Here is a 17,579-nt window from a genome sequence, read left to right on the forward strand (position 1 = left end):
AAACTGAGGGAGAAAAATAATGATTTACCATAACTATTCACATTTAAAATTCTTTTGGCTCAATGTTTTCGGTTTGATATACAGTACTTTAAATATCTTTGCTGCTTATATGCTTAGTAATTTGATCAATATGGCAACTAAGAGACAATTTTCAGCTTTACCTTCTTTAGTAACGCAGATCATAGTAGCGCTGACTATAATCTTAATTTCAGGCTTACTATTTAATTACTTAAAAACCGATGCAGTTAAGCAAATTAACACTAAGTTGAGAACTAAAGTGTTAAAGGGGATGCTGCTAAATAAAGAAGAAGACAGCTCTGATTTAGGTTTTTTAACTAACGACTTTAAGTTATTAGAAACTAATCGTTATGAAGCTGAAATTGAAATTCTGATCTATGCCTATACCGTTATTTTGGCGCTGGGTTATGCTTTATATTTAAACTGGTTTGTTACCTTAATTTATTTCGTGGGCTCAGCAATCCCTACAATCGTCTCCAACTTTTTCCAAAAACCAATTCAAAAGGCTTCAGGTGATTGGACTAAGGCTAACGACAAGTATGTTAGCCAAACCAAAAATATTTTAGCTGGTACCGGAACTTTTAACTTATACGGCAAGCAAGACAATGCTGTTAAGCAGAATAAGCGTGTCGTTGATCGCTTGGAAGAAAAACTGGCCAAAATGAATGTGCTGAATAATAATACTAATACCTATCTTAATGTTATTGCGATTGCCAGTGCCTTTTTACTACCATTTGCTTTTGGGACATTATTGGTAGTCAATGGTCAAATAACATTGGGAGCATTATTTGCCATCACCCAGCTTTCTAACTCTTTTGTTAATCCTATTCTGCAAATTTTAAATGAACGAAACAATTTATCTACCACTAAGGGTATTTTTAACAAGATCAAGCAGTTTATTGCTAAAGGTGAGCAAAAACCCCAAAATGGTGTTGCTACTGATGACTTTAAGCAATTAGAAGTGAAAAATCTGACTTTAAAGCGTCAGGGTAAAGAATTAGCTAGTCAAATTAATTTTGTAGTTGCAAAAGGACAAAAAGTTGCGGTCATTGGACCGTCCGGCTCTGGTAAATCCACCATGCTTCAATATTTAATGTATGGTGATTACGGCCAGGCACAAGAAGAGTTGCTTAATCAAAAAGCAGTACAACCAGGCACTTTTACCAACCTGTTTGCATATTCAAGCCAAAGTGCGGTCATCTTTGCCGACTCATTATGGTTTAACCTTACGTTAGGTGCGAATATACCACGAGAAAAGGTAACAGAGGTTTGCGAACATTTGGAACTGGGGCAGCTGGTTAAAGAAAAAGGTTTTGACTATCAATTAGGTGATAATGCTGATCAATTATCGGGTGGGCAATTAGCCCGAATTGAACTGGCAAGGGCTATCTTAGCCAAACGACCAATTTTATTACTAGACGAAGTCAATGCCTCATTAGATAAGGCAACTTCTCAAGCAATTCATGATTACTTGTTTGCTTCAGACTTCACTTTCATTGAGGTTATTCACCACTATGAACCGGCAGAATTAAAGCGGTATGATACTGTAATCGACTTTAATGATTATGTTTAAGATATGACATCATAAAAAAACTTATTTTCTTACGATAGAAAATAAGTTTTTGTTTTTTATGTAAAACCAAAATTATTAAGTTCAAATATTTAGTGGCTGTCACTGAAACCTTGGAACTTAAAAGTTAGTGTAATTGGGCTATCAGCCTTAATTTGGTATTGTGCGTGAACCGGTGCACCCCAAGAGTCATCCCCGCCAACACCCATTTGTTTGGCCAGAATTCTGACTCTCGTGCAGTATGGTTGAGGCAACTCATAATGATGATATGCATTTTGAATTTCATATTCACTGTAAGGCAGAACGCTTTGCTTAAATGGTTCATTGAGTGCAGTAAATTTTAACCCGCGGCCATTGTTGTCGTACACTTTGAGCCAGCGTGTTGCACCATGATTTCCCGCTTCCTGCGGTACTAGATACGGGGTGAAATTATCTTGAGCATTACCTTTAAAAATTCCAAGTTTAACACCATTATTACGATCACTATAATTTTCATCTGGTCCCAAACCGTAAAATTCGTAATGGTTAAATTGTAACGGTAACTTGAAATCCACTCCGATAGCAGGAATATTAGGCAAATTTTTGTGTCCCGGATAAGAAAGAGTAACTGTTACCGCCCCGTCTTGAGTTACCGTATAAGTGATGGTATTAAACACTTTTTCGGGCAGAGCCAATTGATATTTAAAGCTCATCGTAACTGTTGTCTCAGTTTGTGCAATGTCACTATCAATTAATTTTTGATATTTGCCGGCAATAGACCACATACCAAGTTCAAAGCCACCATTGTAGCCATCGTCATTATTGGTCAATGCGCGCCAATAACTGGACTGGGGAATTTCGGAAATGTATTCTTGTCCGTCATATTTATAGGAACTCAAGCCGCCTTTGGCCTTTGATAGTTGTAAGCTAAAGTGTTCTCCGCTGACACCAATGTTGGTACTGCCGTTAACCAAATTAAGTTTGCTTTTTTGAGTTGCTGGTTTGTTAATAGACTTAATTAACTTTTGGGCAAAGCAGATTTCATAATTCTTTGGCGCCCACAGAGTATCATTTTTAAGTTTAGCCGCAACTTCTGCAACATATTCTCCGGGTTGGGTACCAGTTGACCATGGCAAAGACTGCTGCAAACTCTTTCCTGGTTCGACAACTAGGTTAAAGTCTTGTTCTTTTAAAAGCTTGCCGTCTTTTAGTACTTTGGCAGTAAAAATCAAATTAGAAGTATTAATAAATAAATTTTTGTTTTTAATGGTAAAACCGTCCTGATCAATTTTAATTTTGATATTGGAATAGTCTTGCTTAACCTCAGCCGCTTTAGGAGAAGGGGTCCGATCAGCCAGCAGAATGCCATCGCCACAAAATTCATAGTCGCTTGGTCGATCCGTCCAATCACCGCCGTACGAAATACATTTCTGCCCGCGCGGATCGGTTGTTAAAAGACCTTGGTCAATAAAGTCCCAGATAAACGCCCCTTGGTAGTTGGGGTACTTGTCTGCAAGTTCTGTATCTAATTTCATACCACCAGTCGAGTTACCCATTGAATGCATGTATTCGCACTGAATAAAGGGCCGGTCAGTGTGTTTCTCCAATTGATTAATAATATCTTGGGGTTTCCAGTACATGTGGGTATCCATGTCAGAATACTCCTGGTTTGCGCCGCCCCTAAAGAAGCCTTCATAGTGAACTAATCTTGATTGGTCATGCTGATGAAACCAGTTGGCACTTGCGACTAAATCTTTACCTGTGTATGATTCGTTTCCCAAAGACCAAATTAGGATTGCCGGATGATTTTTATCCCGCTGAAACATAGAATTGTCCCGATCAATAATTGCTGGGAGCCATTCAGGATGATCGCCGGGAATATTCCAAGATTTTCCTAAAGCATTAATTTGTAACCAGCAGCCATGGGTTTCTAAGTTAACTTCATCAATCATGTAGATACCATATTGGTCGCAAAGCTTATACCAGAAAGGATGGTTAGGATAGTGGGAAGTCCTGACGGCATTAATGTTATGCTGCTTCATAAACTTAACGTCGAATATCATATCTTCTTTGGTGACGCTGTGACCAAAGCGGTAATCAAACTCGTGGCGGTCAATGCCCTTAAAGACAATCCTTTTTCCGTTTAACAACATAATGCCGTTCTTTTTTTCAAATCTTCTAAAACCAATTTGAGTAGATGTGATTTCAACAAGATTTTCCTGATTAAAAATGCTAAGAACAGCGTTGTATAAGTTAGGTTCTTCTGCACTCCATAACTTAGGGTGAGCCACCTTAAATACTGCTTGGGCTAGTTCTTTATCAGATAAAGTCTGCTCAAGCACTTTGTGCTTGTCTGGAGCGAATAATTCAAAGCGAAACTTGGTTTGTTCATTTTTATTTTCAACTTCAGCAGTAACACTAACCTTGCCTTCTGAAAAGTCGGCGTTAAGAATAGGCTGATAATGCAGGTCCTTGATATAGGTAGCGGGTACGGCGTAAAGGTAGACGTCACGGAATATCCCAGACAATCTAATCATATCTTGGTCTTCTAGCCAGCTGGCACTGGAATATTTGAATACTGCCACTGCCAAGCGATTGGTACCAGATAGTAAATAATCACTAATATCAAACTCACTGGGAGTAAATGAATCCTCACTATAGCCCACAAAATGACCGTTCAACCAGACATAGAAAGCTGTTTGGACACCTTGAAAAGAGAGAAAAACTTTTTTATTTTTCAGATTGTCCTTGAGTTCAAATCTCTTTACATAGCTTGCGATCGGATTGAATTTTTGCGGAATAGCGGGAGGCACCAGCTGCTCATGTCCATCCCACGGATATTGCGTATTAACATATTTAGGATGATTAAATCCTTGTAATTCTAATTGCCCAGGGACTTTAACGTATGAAAAGCCACTATCATTAAAATCATTCTTGTAAAAATTTAATGGTGCAGTAGAAAGATTTTGAGCAACATGCACTTTCCAAGTACCATTTAAACTTTGTTTTAAACTGGTTTTTTTACTCTGAAATTCTGCTTGATTTTGATAAAAGGCAAAATCCGCGTGCGCTGGCAGGAGATTAATTTGAAAAACTTGCGGATCGCTGAGCCAATCTAAAGTAGGGTTTTTAATTTTTGCCGTCATTTTGTTAACACTTTCTCTATTTTTATAAAAAATAAGAGACGGAAAAAGTTTTTCCGATCTCTTAAATCATTAAAATTTAGTTATTTGAATTTTTAGCTTCTGGCCAAACTTTATCGTAATCAACACCAATAATGTCTTTAGTGGTGCGCTTTACTTCATCAGTAGCATCAGCTTTAGAACCGCCGGCACGAAGTCTGGCAATTTCGTTGATTATTATGGTATGGCTCTTCTTATTTAGTTTATAACCAAATGAGATGAGTAATGCTAAGAAAATCAATATACCAGAGCCAAACAAAATGACATTTAAAATTGCATTTTGAGTAGCAATTGGCTGAGTAGCTGCATTTTTGGCAAAGCCGTTGTTATCAAGATACATACCAACAAATATACCGGATAGTCCTGAAGTTAAACCACGGACAAAACTAACAACTGCTTGGAAAGTACCAGCCTTGTTTTCGCCAGTGAGCAGTTCGCCTAAGTCTGGCATAAATGGGTACATGTTCCAAGGAAGGAACCAGTCAATAGCTCTGGAAATTATGAAGAGCATCATGATGATAAATAATAATACGAATGTGTTCTTGGGTTGCAGTTTGCCTAGAGCATAAAGAATGATAAATGTAGCCAAGTCAATTGTTAAAGTTACGCCATAAATTTTTCTAGGACCGAATTTAACAACAGCCCAGCCACCAATTAAAGTACCAATAAAACCGAAACCGGCAAATGACATGATGTAACCGGCAGTTGAGGCGCTGCCGTGCAGACAGAAAATAACATAATAAGTCCAGACCATACTCATAACATCAAAGCCGGTGAATGACAGCAGGTAAATCAAAATTTGCTGAGTATATGATTTAACCCGGAATACGCGAAGATAATCCAATAGTTGTCTTCCCAATATCTTCCAGAAAGAACCGTGAACTTTTTGATGCTTTTTTTGTTTGTTTTCTTCAGCTTCCTTGTCAGCCACATTTTCAACTTGGTCAACTGGCATTTCCCAAGTATTAAACGCTGTCAGCCAGAGGCCGAGCAAGTAGACTACACCAAAGAAGACAGCGTTAAGAGTCAACGCCATAGCGCTGTGTTGCCCAAACACCTTAAAGAGTTGTGCGGGAATAAAGTTGGCAAAGAAGTTTGAAAATGCGGCAAAGACCAACCTGGTGGTAGAAAGTAACGTACGTTCATTAAAGTCGGTAGTCATTTCGTTTGGCAGAGTTGAATAAGGTACAGTAATCATTTGTTGGATCAGCAAAAATGCTAGATAAACAAAGAAGTAGTACCAGTAGTTCAAACCGCCGAACCACAGGCAAATGTAGGAAAGAATTAATGGTGAACCAAAGATTAAAAAGAAATGGCGTCTGCCAAATATTTTTCCTAGTTTAGTGTGATAAAAGTTGTCGGTAATACCACCAGCAACCAAACCAAAAACTGCAGTTACCCAACTACCAATAGCAATAATTGAAGCACCTTGTGTAGCAGATAAATTGCAGAATGATGTGAAGAAGTAGAGCATCCATGCTGACTGAACGGCTTGCGCCCCACCACTACTGAAATCAGTTAAACCATAACAGATAGCAGTCCAAAGAGTGACTTTCCGCTTAGTATAAATTCGTTTCGAAAGTTTATTCATTTTACATTCTTACCCCTAAATCTATTATAAATCGAATCTATTAAACTATTAGGAAGCGGTTCCACTGAAAATTGTAAACATATTTTGTTCAAAAAACCAGAAGTTTTTAAAAAGTTTTTTGTAAAATAAGCTGGCTGCGGATAGCAATTTAGTATACTTAAACTGGTTTTATATATTTTATTTAAAACATTTTTGCGAAAATGGTCTAGACCTAAATATAACAAAAAAGCTTAATAATTTAGCCATAAAATAACTATTTTTTAAAAGCGGTCTAGTTTTACTATCTGTGAATAAAGTTGTTTTGCTAAAATTACTATGCTAAATTAAAAACATGGAAGCGGTCACAAAAAATAAAAAGGTTAGGAGAAATATTTAAATGGATTCTAAGAAATTTACGGTTTCACAAAATGAATCTTTAACTAATTTTCTACTTTCACCAATTACCTATGAGCGCCAAACTACAGTTCCGCCACGAAAATTTCGCAGTGGGCTTCGGCCTAGCCCTTATGAGTATGAAATGAAAGGCATTGATAATGAGTATCCGGGTAGAGCTTATTTTTTAACTCATAAAGTAATTGACCACCAAGATTTAGCTAAGAATATCAAATATACTAAAGTGTATTCCGGCTTTGAGGATGACTTTATTACTTTATCGACTGAAGTTCCGGTACCGACAATCTTAAGATGTTGGGCTAAAACTTATATTGATATGGATGAAGATGCTAAAGTTCCATTCCAAATGTCAACACCTGGCGGCATGAAAATATGGGTTAATGATAAGTTGGAAGTAACTTATAAAAATTATACGCGGAATACAACTAAGGCTAAGAACTGCGAATTGTCTTTAGCACAGGGTACTAATGAAATAGTTGTTTATTTTGATGATTTAGCTGAAAGAGACGCTGATTTTATCTTTTCTCTGGTCAATTTAGGCACTAAAAAGCTCCATGGTCATATTCCGGTTAAAGATGCTGCTGCTCTTGAACATGCACAACATTTACTGGCATCTATTCATTTCTTGAAGGATTATTACGCTCAAGGCGACATAAAGTTTTTTGTAGATTCACCAGTAGATACTGCTCTAAGAATTAGGTTTAATCCACCTGCTGAAGATCCGTATAGTGATATGCAAAGCGGCAATATTACCGAATTCAAGCAGGATGAGCGCAAAGTAACAATTACGCCAGGTGCACATGAATATGTAATGGGCAACACGTATGATTTTCAATTTGCTTCTTTAACCAATGTTGAATTTGGAGTTAAGTTGCCCGATGGTTCGTGGGTTACCAGAATTATTACGTTAACAGTTTATAATACTAAAAACTATGAAAATGTGATTACTGGTAAAACGCTGGCAGAACGTAAAAGACAAGCTTTAGAATATTATGCTAGGCAAAACCTTGATGATATTAATGTTGCTATGGCAAAGATGTATCTGAATAAGCCACTTACTTATGAAAAAGGGCATAAGCTGCCTTTTGAATTAGAAAGTGCACTTAATTTAGTCAATAATCATGGGGATTGTTCCGACTTTATTTTGGCGCCTTTGTTAAGCTTTATGATTAAGTATCCGGACAAGATGTCCCCAGAAATTAAGCAGACGCTTAAGGAAACAGCACTAAAGTTCAGATACTGGATAGATGAGCCGGGCAATGACGTCATGTGGTATTTCAGTGAAAATCACGCATTCTTATTCCATATTGCACGCTATTTTGCCGGTTATCTGTATCCGAGTGAACAATTCACGGTCAGTGGTCATAAAGGTAAAGAACAATATGAACTGGGTAAAAAGCAAATTGAAGACTGGTTTGATGAGTTTTTCAAGTATGGCCTGGCTGAATGGAATTCGTTAACTTACATGCCAATTGATTTAATTGGACTATTTAGTTTATACAATGCGGCACCGGATGAAAGTATCAGAAATCTAGCGCAAAAAGGACTGGATTTTTGTTTCCAAATCATTGCGATCAACTCATTTGGTAAAAATTATGCCTCAACTTATGGTCGCGTTTATGAACACAATTTAAAAAATATCTCTCTCAGTGAAATTGCCAGTTTAGCTAAAGTCGCGTTTAATATCGGCTGTTTTAATGATGCCTTAAGAGATGCTGCCCCGTTTTCACTCTCGGATTACGTACCACAAGGTAACCTCAAAAAGTACTTTATTCCGACTAAACCATATAAATTTGAGTATCTTCAAGGGATTAATCAGGCTCATTCATATATCTATAAAACTCCCGCATACGCAATGGCTAGCGTGATTAACTACCAAGTTGGTCAGCACGGAGTGCAGCAGCATAATATGAATATTGCTTTGAAAGACATGATTACAAACGTCTGGATTACAAATCCGGGTGAGCGTAAGTATAGCGGTGATCATAAACCAAGTTACTGGGCAGGTAATAATAGAGAACCTCAAATCAATCAGTATAAAAATTACATGTTTATGACTTATAATTTAACTAAGGATGACTTACCTTTTATTCATATCTATTATCCATTCTGGGAGTTTGATGAAGAATTAGCTGGTGAAAATTGGTTAGCCTTTCGTAAAGGCAATGCTGCTTGCTTTATTCACTTTTCAAATCCGATCGTAAAAACTAAGTTTGGTCCCGAAACGGACCGTGAATTTATTAGTAACGGCACGAACCACTTTGTTTTTATTACTTGTTTTACAGTAAACGGTAAGCTACCCTCCAGCGCTGATTTACTTCAACGTTTTAAGGTAGACGATGTAAAAAGAGTAGTAGTAGCTGACGGGCGACACTTCAAAGTAAGACCAGAAAAATTAACTGTTGATAATGAAGAAGTGCCGACTAATACTGCCAGCTATTTAAAAATTGGTGGTTTAACAAATTAAAATTTTAGTAAGTAGCGGCGATAAATATGGAAGATGTTGTAATTGGCATTGATTTTGGAGGAACAACGATTAAGTTCGGCTTGGTTACTAGAACCGGTCACATAAAAAGGCAATGGTCTATTGCTACTCCTGCAAAAACTGCACCAGAAACCGTTATGGCAGAAATTGTTCAGGAAATAAAACGGCGAGTAAGTAGTGCAGAGCACCTTTTAGGTGTTGGTTTGGGTATTCCGGGATCGGTAAGACCCGATACTTTAGCTGTCTATGACTGCAACAATTTAGGTTGGAATAAAGATACGGATATCCTAGCACTGCTGCAAAAAGGTTTGGATATACCGCTTGTAATAGAAAATGATGCCAATGCTGCAACTATTGGCGAGAAGTGGCAAGATAGCACCAGTAAAGACAACCTCATGTACGTTACGTTAGGGACTGGTGTAGGAGCTGGAATTGTATTAAATGATCAGCTGGTTCATGGGTTTGCTGGTGCTGCTGGTGAACTAGGACATGTTATCGTTGACCCAAAGGGGTTTAAATGTACTTGTGGTAATCGCGGCTGCCTTGAAACGGTATCATCAGCCACTGGAATAGTACGTCTTTATCAAAAAGAGAGCGGACAAGATGAAGTCTCAATCACAGCAAAAGAAATTTTTGACCAGGCAAAGCAAAACTCTCCTTTAGCCTTAAACGTGGTGGATCAAGCTTGTGATTATTTAGGCTTGGCTTTAGCAAATGTCGCGAACGTTCTTAATCTGGAAGAAATTATTATTGGTGGCGGCGTAGCTGCTGCTGGTGAATTTTTAAGAGCAAGAGTTGAACGGGCTGTGGATAAGTATCTTTATTTTAGCGCTCAAAATCACATTACTATTAAATTAGCAAGTTTAGGCAATGATGCAGGGATTCTAGGCATGGCAAAATTGGTTTTACAAAAAGTAAATAAATAGTATTCACATTTTGGTTATAGCAGCTGCGCCTATAGGTCTGGGTTATGCTGATCATTTGCTTTTAAAGACGAGGTAGAGCCTGTGCTTTATCTGGTCTTTTTTAAAAAGGTGAATTAAAAATGAAAGCGAATCTACGGTTAAAAATTAGTGGCAAAAATTCACGCGCAGCTTTAATTGATAATGGTCAATTACAAGTATCTTTTGATGAGCAAGGCAAAGTAAAGCATCTACGTTATCAGGGGTTGGAGTTGCTTACCAATCTTGCGGGCGAGCCGGGTGATCCCGATAAAAGGCATAGCTTTTATTGTGACTATCATCAGGCTGGAAAAACTGTTAACTTGCAGCCGTCGGCCCTAAAAATTATTGAGAAATCTGCCGCACGAATACATATTGCATATATTGATGATACAAACGAATTAGGTATTGAATATCATATTATTATTAATAATAACGATCCCGCAATCTATTCTTATGTCAAAGCATGGAATAACGTGCACCGCAATTTTAATATTAATGAATTACGCACGGTTTACCGCTTAAATCGCTCTTTAGTTCCTGTGAGTTATAACGGCGAACGAACTGGCTTGCAACCAACTTCTGCGCACATGATGCAGGGGCAAAAATTGCAAGATGAAACTTACCTCATGCCGGATGGCTCGCTTTATGACAGCAGCATGATTTATTCAAAATATGATTATGCCGGCTATTTGAGCAAGACAGATTTGTGGGGCCAATTTGGTCAAAAATTAGGTTTTTGGCTAATTTTACCAGATAAAAGTGCTTATGGTTGCGGTCCCCTTAATCAAGATTTGCTGGTCCACTATGATGCGATAGTTCTCAATTATATGGTCAGTGAGCACTTCGGCAAGGGCGTGTTTGAAGTCCAGCCTGATTTTAATAAAATTTTTGGCCCCTGGTGCATTTATTTAAATAATGGTGACTTAGCCGATGCTAAAAAAAGAGCGGATCATGAAAAAACGGCTTGGCCTTATGATTGGGTTAAAGACCCTGATTATGCCCAAACTCTTTATCAGGTACAGGGCAAAATCTATTCAGAATATCGTCATCAAAACTGTACGGTCATTCTGACAGATACCAGGGCGGATCAGGTGCCGCTTAATCAGCAAAAGGCTGGTTTTATGTACTATACGGATACGAATGCTGCGGGTGAGTTTAATATCGCTCACATCAGACCCGGCAAATATTTCCTATATGTCTATGAAAATTATGCAGATGATTTGGCAACACATCTTTTAAAAGAGGTAATAGTTACTGATCACAATTTAAATCTGGGCTTGTTAAAGATTAAGCGGACAACAACAACTATTTGGCAAATTGGTCTGTGTACTCATACTACAGCCGGGATGAAATTCAGTGAGCAGCTGCGAAATTATAGCTGGCTTGATTTGGTTCCTGCAAACTGGGATTACGACATTGAAAAAGATGCAGAATGGTACTATTTGCAAAATGATCGTGGTCGATGGCAAATTCACTTTAGTAAAAAATCCCTGCAATTCGATGGTCGGGACTATGAATTGCAGTTATCTTTTGCCGGGACATCTCAAAAAGATATGACAAATGATAATGGCTGCACGGTAAAAATCGCTTTAAATGGTACTACAATAGCAACTAAAGTTTTCCCGAATGATCGTGCCGCTTACCGTTCAGCCATGAAAAGTGGCGGTTATCATCTATGGCAGATAAAATTACCTGCCGCTGCAATTTTAAATAATAATGTTATTAGTATTGTAACTGATGGGTACTTAATGTATGACACTATAAGTTTAGTTAAATCAATAATTAATTAGTGCTTTTTCGGTATGAGGAGGCAAATTATGAGTAAAGAAAAGAAAAACACCCAGTACCTTTCTACAGGTGGTGAAGGAGTCAAAATTCCTTTATGGCGCAAAATTGGTTTTTCGGCTTTTCAATTGTCTAATGTAATGATCACACTGGTGACTACATGGTTGATGTATTACTACACGACTTTTCTTAAAATTCCGATTGTGGTTGTTACTTTAATGTTTACGTCTGCTAAGATCATTGGCGCTGTCTTAACCCCAATTTATGGCTATATCTCTGACCGTTTGTATCAGACAAAGTTTGGGCGCAAACATGGGCGTAGAAAATCAATGTTTTTAATAGGAATTCCGTTAAAGTCTTTGACCTATATTTTTATGTGGATTCCAGGGATGCCGCAACCATTATATTTTATTTTCTTTTTGCTATATTTTCTTATTACCCCGATGCTGTCAACTTCGCAGTTAACTTTGACATCAGAAATGTCGGAAGACTCTGATCAAAGGGCACAGCTAGTAGGTTTTAATCAGGCTGGAGCTGCTACTTCCGGAATATTTGCTTCTTTATTTATTGCTTGGATATTCAAGCTTTGTGGACAAAATAACGTTAATAGTTTTGTAATTGCCGCTGTAGTCTACGATATTGTAGGTACATTGATGCTCATTCTTTTTTACAATTCGGTTTATGAAAGACCGGTTGATGAGTCGACAGTGCTTGAACAAAAAAAGATTAGTTTGTGGAAGCGTCTGGTTAATATTTTTTGGAATTTTATTAGTGCTATCAGAATAAAATCTTATTGGACGTATTTGTTAATGTGGCAGTGTGAGGAACTGTTTCGGACTATTCGGGGAGACATTAATACGTACTTCATTATCTTTGTCTTACTGTTAAGCCCCACAGAAGTTGCTGTTTCTACGAGTGTAGGCTACTTTTTTGGCATTATCTTTCTCGTGTTCTTCATGTGGCTGCAGGCCAAAACAAATGGTATGTTTTCATACCGTGTGGGTGCCTGGGGCGCAATCGTTGTCTTTATTGGTATTTTCATGCTGGCCGTTCTAAAACCGGCACATTTAAATATGTGGTGGATTATTGCCATGGTAGCGTTAAACTTTGGGATTACTGGCGTGGTCAATTCTTCGCAATATATCTTCACTTTTTTGCCCGATGTAGATGAAATTGTCACTGCCAAAAGGCGAGAAGGAGAATATGCCGGTGTAAACACTACTATTGATACTATTCTTGATTCACTTTTTACCTTAATCATCGGCATTATTTTACAAATGACCGGCTTTAAGGCCGGTACCAAAGTACAAGCGCCAACCACGGTCAAGGCACTGCTAATTTTATATTGCATTGTCCCGATTGTTCTGCTGCTTTTGGGCATAGCCTTTTCTTATATATGTAAATTGAATGTGGAAAATCATAAGATTATTCTGCAGGAGATTAAACGGCTTAGAAATGGCGGCGCCAAAAAGGACGTCACTCCTAATACTAAGGCGGTTGTCGAGAATCTAACCGGAATGCCGTATGAAAGATGTTGGGGAAATAACAAAGTTATGGACATTACGCGAAGTATTAAAAAGTAGTGGTGAAAATGAAAGACATTGTACTTGATTTTGAGAAAAAAAGTTTAACTGCTATTCCGGAATATTATTGTTGTGAATACCCTAAACCCGCTGCAGGATGGCACGAGCAGGTTTATTATCCCAGATCTATTCAAATTACTAATAATTATCCCGTAAAGACTGATTTAGAGGGCTTAAAAATGACCAATAAATCGTGGGATGAAATTGGCGCAGCGCTAAATGATGATGTCAAAACTTGTCCGCATTACACTTACGCTGAAACAGTACATTTGGTGCTTAAAGTTGCTAATGCCAACTATCAGCTTTTCTTAACTGTGGCAAATTACGAAGAAGTTGATCAGAAAGTAGATATTGTTATCAATCAAATTAACGAAAAAACCATATTGGTTCCAGCTGCAGGGCAGGTAAGGGTGAAGTTGGAAATTGCATTGTCACAGACCACTTTTGATTTATCCTTGATTACTCATAATCGCCCTGATAATGCGCAAAAAGCGCATCCAGCAACAGTTTATTTGAATTACTTAAAGTTAAAGCAACAGGCGTTAAAGCCAACAAGCACCAAAATAGGTATTTATATTGCCTCTGACTCTACTGCACAAACGTATTCTTTAACAGAATATCCGCAATCAGGCTGGGGAGCAGAACTGTATCACCAATTAAAGGGAAAGACGGTAAAAATAAAGTCGTCATCTTTTTATCCGCAAGCGACAATTTATGAATGGGAAAATGCTTTTGTCGATAATCGCTCAATGGGAGCAAGGTCCTCCAAGTCATTTATCTTAGAGGCAAGACTTGAGGCAATCTTAAAAGATATTGCCCCGGGGAATTATTTACTAATTCAATTCGGTGATAACGATGCCACGTCGTATCGTCCTAACCGCTATGTTGCGCCGAAAAAATTCGCTGAATATTTAGTGCAATACATAGATAGTGCATTGGCAAGAAAAGCAATTCCAATTTTAGTCTCCCCGCCAGCGCAATTTAAATATAATGACCAAACAAAGCGTTTTAGTATCTGCTTTGATGATTACCGCAAAGTTATGTTGCAAGTTAGTCACCAAAAAAATATTTCGCTGATTGATTTGGGCAAAGAGTCAACAGCGTTATTGAATTATTTAGGCTGGGATGCAGCACACATGCTTTATTTACAAACAAGTAAAGCAGATTATCCCAACCTTAGTGAAGATAAGCATGATATAACTCATTTTTGTTCTTTTGGTGCTTTCGCCTTGGCTAAAATTATTGCTCAGCATTTAAGCAGTATTATCGGTGCAAAATACTTTGAGTTAAAAGAGTTTAAGCAAGATTTAAGACCAATTATTGACCAGCGCATTGGTATGATTCATTTATCCTGGCCAGAAGTTAAGGGTGCAGAATTTTATGTCGTAAAAGAATGCGGCCAAGAAAGGCATTATCTTGCTACTACGTTTAAAACTAGTATTTACGTCAAAGATAACAGACAAAAGCAACTGGCAATAATTCCCTACCATGGCAACCAACCATTGGCAAAAGAGTTAATAATTGAAGTCTAGAAAGGTTAAAAAAGTTATTGATTAATTATGCATACTGAGCAGGAATTGGGGTCAGATTACAAAGTTTTTTCCCAAAAAACAATTATCGTTACCCTGATTGTCATTTTAATATTATTTGTTATTGGTACTGTTTGGGATCAACCACTTTCTCAGTTACTGGGAAACCAGAATGAATGGTGGGCAGCTATTATCCAAGATATGGGTGCTTTTCCCAATGTAGTGCTGTGTTTTTTAGGAGCAGAAGTCATTTTCCAAAAAGGGACCAGGCTGCAAAATCGTCTGTTGAAATATATGACGCTGCTTTTTAGTTTTATGTTTGGTTTAACCAAAACCTGGGATTTTTTTATCGAAGCCAGAAGTCAAATGGGACAAGCATTTGCTAATGCTGCTAAAAACTTGCCGGTAGGTGCTGGCAATGACTATTCATTTATAGTTACTAATAAAGAGCTCTATTTTGTTGTGCTATATATCATTGCTTTTTATCTCATTCATAAAACCGTGCAGCTGGTTTGGCTCCAAAAAGTCAGTGACCGTGATCTTGCAAGACTAGTAATCGTTGGATTAGCTGGAATTGTAATTGATACAGCAACAGGAGAAATACTTAATCAAATTAAAAATATTGTTAGCAGACCGCGTCCATTTATGAATTTGACTAAAAACGAACCGTTTAAATCATGGTTTATGGTCAACGGCATGTTAGGTTCTGATGATTTTGCATCTTTTCCATCGGGTCATACCAGGTGCTTTAGTATGGCACTTTATTTTTCGCTGTTTGTTAATACCAATAACGCAAAATGGGAAAAAATTTGGAAATATATTGGTTTTACCTATTTAATTATCGGTGGTTTTTCCAGAATGGTCATGGAAAAACATTATCTTTCTGATGTAGCAATGGCTGCCTTTATTGGTTTTTTAGGCATTATTGTTTTGGTAAAACTACTCCATTTAGAAGAAAATAAATTTGATTTTTAAACTGATGAGGGAGAAAAGATGTTGGAAGCTAGTTCGAAGATTGATGATAACGCGATTGTAGGCAAAGTTGAGCCAAGAGTGTTTGGTACTTTGATAGAACAGCTTGGTAGAGGTGTCTACGGCGGACTTTATGATCCAGATTCAGAATATGCTGATGAAGAAGGCTTTAGGATAGATGTTATAGAGCTGGTAAAAGAACTGGGGATAACGACTGTTAGGTGGCCGGGAGGAAATTTTGTTTCTGGCTATAAGTGGGAAGATGGCGTAGGACCAAAGGATAAGCGCCTACGACGACTAGATTTGGCTTGGCATTCTACAGAAACTAATCAATTTGGCTTGCATGAAATGGAAAGATGGCTACAAAAGGCAGGCAATTTAGAACTTATGGCCGCGTTAAATATGGGTACGCGCGGTTTACAAAGTGCACTCGACTTTTTAGAGTATGCCAATATTCCCAGCGGTACTGCTTTAGCAGACCAGAGAATAAAAAATGGTGCCCAAAAGTCCTTTAATATTCGTTTATTTTGTTTAGGAAATGAGATGGACGGTAAGTGGCAGCTTGGTCATTTGGATCAAGTTGAATATGCCAAAAAAGTGGCAAGAGTGGCTGCAGGTATGAGACAAATGGACCCTCATTTGGAACTTATTGGTTGTGGGTCTTCTAATCACGGGATGGCAACCTTTGGTGAATGGGAAGATACTTTATTGCAATATGCTTATGATGAGATTGATTTTGTTTCCTGTCATGCCTATTACCACGCTGATCCCGGTAAATTAGCTACTTTTTTGGGTTCAGCTGTTGATATGGATCGCTTTATTGATGAGGTTGTTTCTTGTATTGATGCCAGCAAAGCTAAGTTAAGGTCGAATCATCAAGTTAATATTTCTTTTGATGAATGGAATGTATGGTATCAAGGATCAGAGCCAAGCAAAGTTCCAGAAGGTCTAAATAATTGGCCGGTTGCACCACATTTACTGGAAGATATTTATACAGTAACTGATGCAGTTGTAGTAGGAGATTTTTTAATCACTTTGTTGAAACATGCTGATCGGGTAAAAGCTGCATCCATTGCCCAACTGGTTAATGTGATTGGACCCATTATGGCGCCGGCACACGCTCCTGCTTACCGCCAAACCACCTTCTATCCGTTTGCTGAAACAGCTTCTTTGACCAAAAACGGACAGGTGCTAACAGAAGTGTCTACTTTTCCTAAACTAGAGAATGAAAAATATGGCACGATAGACGTCATTGACTCAGTGAGTGTCTATTGCGCGAATAATTCCTTAGCTATCTTTATCGTCAATCGCTCAACAGATGAAGATATTAATTATAAAATAGCTTTACCGGCTGATCATAAATATTCGGAGATTGTTAAGGCGCAAACACTGCATGATGACAATTTTTACGCGCAAAATACTGCTGAAAATAATAGTCGCGTCATTTTGAATGATAATGATAGTATTAAGCTAGATTTGCAACAAAAAAAGTTGGAAATTAATTTACCTAGAAATTCATGGACAGTTATCAATATTAAATGATTTAAT

General features: G+C 37.8%; 10 protein-coding genes. 8 read left to right on the plus strand and 2 right to left on the minus strand.

All coding sequences use genetic code 11. The features are described 5' to 3' along the window. Nucleotides 1–19 precede the first annotated feature (19 nt). On the plus strand, nucleotides 20–1,591 hold the full coding sequence (locus H3T47_RS02155) for an ABC transporter ATP-binding protein (RefSeq protein ID WP_199282392.1): 1,572 nt from the start codon (nucleotides 20–22) through the stop codon (nucleotides 1,589–1,591). A gap of 89 nt (nucleotides 1,592–1,680) precedes the next feature. Here the strand turns inward: H3T47_RS02155 and H3T47_RS02160 are convergent, their stop codons facing one another. Beyond that, nucleotides 1,681–4,713 carry a glycoside hydrolase family 2 TIM barrel-domain containing protein gene (locus tag H3T47_RS02160; RefSeq protein ID WP_199282393.1) on the minus strand — a complete coding sequence of 1,011 codons (3,033 nt, stop codon included), beginning with the start codon at nucleotides 4,711–4,713 and terminating at the stop codon, nucleotides 1,681–1,683. A gap of 76 nt (nucleotides 4,714–4,789) precedes the next feature. Then, nucleotides 4,790–6,340 (minus strand): MFS transporter, encoded by a 1,551-nt coding sequence (locus H3T47_RS02165; protein ID WP_038520491.1) that lies wholly within the window; start codon nucleotides 6,338–6,340, stop codon nucleotides 4,790–4,792. 376 nt (nucleotides 6,341–6,716) lie between these two features. Here H3T47_RS02165 and H3T47_RS02170 point away from each other — a divergent pair, with 376 nt between their 5' ends. The 7 genes from H3T47_RS02170 to H3T47_RS02200 all read left to right on the plus strand — a co-directional run bounded on the left by H3T47_RS02170 (nucleotide 6,717) and on the right by H3T47_RS02200 (nucleotide 17,573). Then, the gene (locus tag H3T47_RS02170) at nucleotides 6,717–9,200 is read left to right on the plus strand and encodes a hypothetical protein (RefSeq protein WP_199282394.1); all 2,484 of its coding nucleotides are present in this window, start codon (nucleotides 6,717–6,719) and stop codon (nucleotides 9,198–9,200) included. A 26-nt stretch (nucleotides 9,201–9,226) separates the two neighbouring features. Then, nucleotides 9,227–10,144, plus strand: coding sequence for an ROK family protein (locus H3T47_RS02175; protein ID WP_046326493.1), 918 nt, complete (start codon nucleotides 9,227–9,229; stop codon nucleotides 10,142–10,144). A 119-nt stretch (nucleotides 10,145–10,263) separates the two neighbouring features. Then, nucleotides 10,264–11,952 (plus strand): polysaccharide lyase family protein, encoded by a 1,689-nt coding sequence (locus tag H3T47_RS02180; RefSeq protein ID WP_199282395.1) that lies wholly within the window; start codon nucleotides 10,264–10,266, stop codon nucleotides 11,950–11,952. Nucleotides 11,953–11,979: 27 nt separating this feature from the next. Then, entirely contained in the window at nucleotides 11,980–13,530 is a 1,551-nt protein-coding gene (locus tag H3T47_RS02185) for an MFS transporter (RefSeq protein WP_199282396.1), read from the plus strand. An 8-nt stretch (nucleotides 13,531–13,538) separates the two neighbouring features. Further along, entirely contained in the window at nucleotides 13,539–15,062 is a 1,524-nt protein-coding gene (locus tag H3T47_RS02190) for a hypothetical protein (RefSeq protein ID WP_199282397.1), read from the plus strand. 27 nt (nucleotides 15,063–15,089) lie between these two features. Then, a complete protein-coding gene (locus H3T47_RS02195; RefSeq protein ID WP_199282398.1) occupies nucleotides 15,090–16,034 on the plus strand; it encodes a phosphatase PAP2 family protein in 945 nt (314 codons plus the stop codon). Nucleotides 16,035–16,052: 18 nt separating this feature from the next. Beyond that, a complete protein-coding gene (locus tag H3T47_RS02200; RefSeq protein WP_199282399.1) occupies nucleotides 16,053–17,573 on the plus strand; it encodes an alpha-N-arabinofuranosidase in 1,521 nt (506 codons plus the stop codon). Nucleotides 17,574–17,579: the final 6 nt, after the last annotated feature.

This window comes from Lactobacillus sp. W8093 (genome assembly GCF_016100925.1).
Lineage (GTDB): Bacteria > Bacillota > Bacilli > Lactobacillales > Lactobacillaceae > Lactobacillus > Lactobacillus helsingborgensis.

Coding starts and splice junctions, on each gene's coding strand:
- H3T47_RS02155 (WP_199282392.1), top strand. CDS start 20: ATGATTTACCATAACTATTCACATTTAAAATTCTTTTGGCTCAATGTT.
- H3T47_RS02160 (WP_199282393.1), bottom strand. CDS start 4,713: ATGACGGCAAAAATTAAAAACCCTACTTTAGATTGGCTCAGCGATCCG.
- H3T47_RS02165 (WP_038520491.1), bottom strand. CDS start 6,340: ATGAATAAACTTTCGAAACGAATTTATACTAAGCGGAAAGTCACTCTT.
- H3T47_RS02170 (WP_199282394.1), top strand. CDS start 6,717: ATGGATTCTAAGAAATTTACGGTTTCACAAAATGAATCTTTAACTAAT.
- H3T47_RS02175 (WP_046326493.1), top strand. CDS start 9,227: ATGGAAGATGTTGTAATTGGCATTGATTTTGGAGGAACAACGATTAAG.
- H3T47_RS02180 (WP_199282395.1), top strand. CDS start 10,264: ATGAAAGCGAATCTACGGTTAAAAATTAGTGGCAAAAATTCACGCGCA.
- H3T47_RS02185 (WP_199282396.1), top strand. CDS start 11,980: ATGAGTAAAGAAAAGAAAAACACCCAGTACCTTTCTACAGGTGGTGAA.
- H3T47_RS02190 (WP_199282397.1), top strand. CDS start 13,539: ATGAAAGACATTGTACTTGATTTTGAGAAAAAAAGTTTAACTGCTATT.
- H3T47_RS02195 (WP_199282398.1), top strand. CDS start 15,090: ATGCATACTGAGCAGGAATTGGGGTCAGATTACAAAGTTTTTTCCCAA.
- H3T47_RS02200 (WP_199282399.1), top strand. CDS start 16,053: ATGTTGGAAGCTAGTTCGAAGATTGATGATAACGCGATTGTAGGCAAA.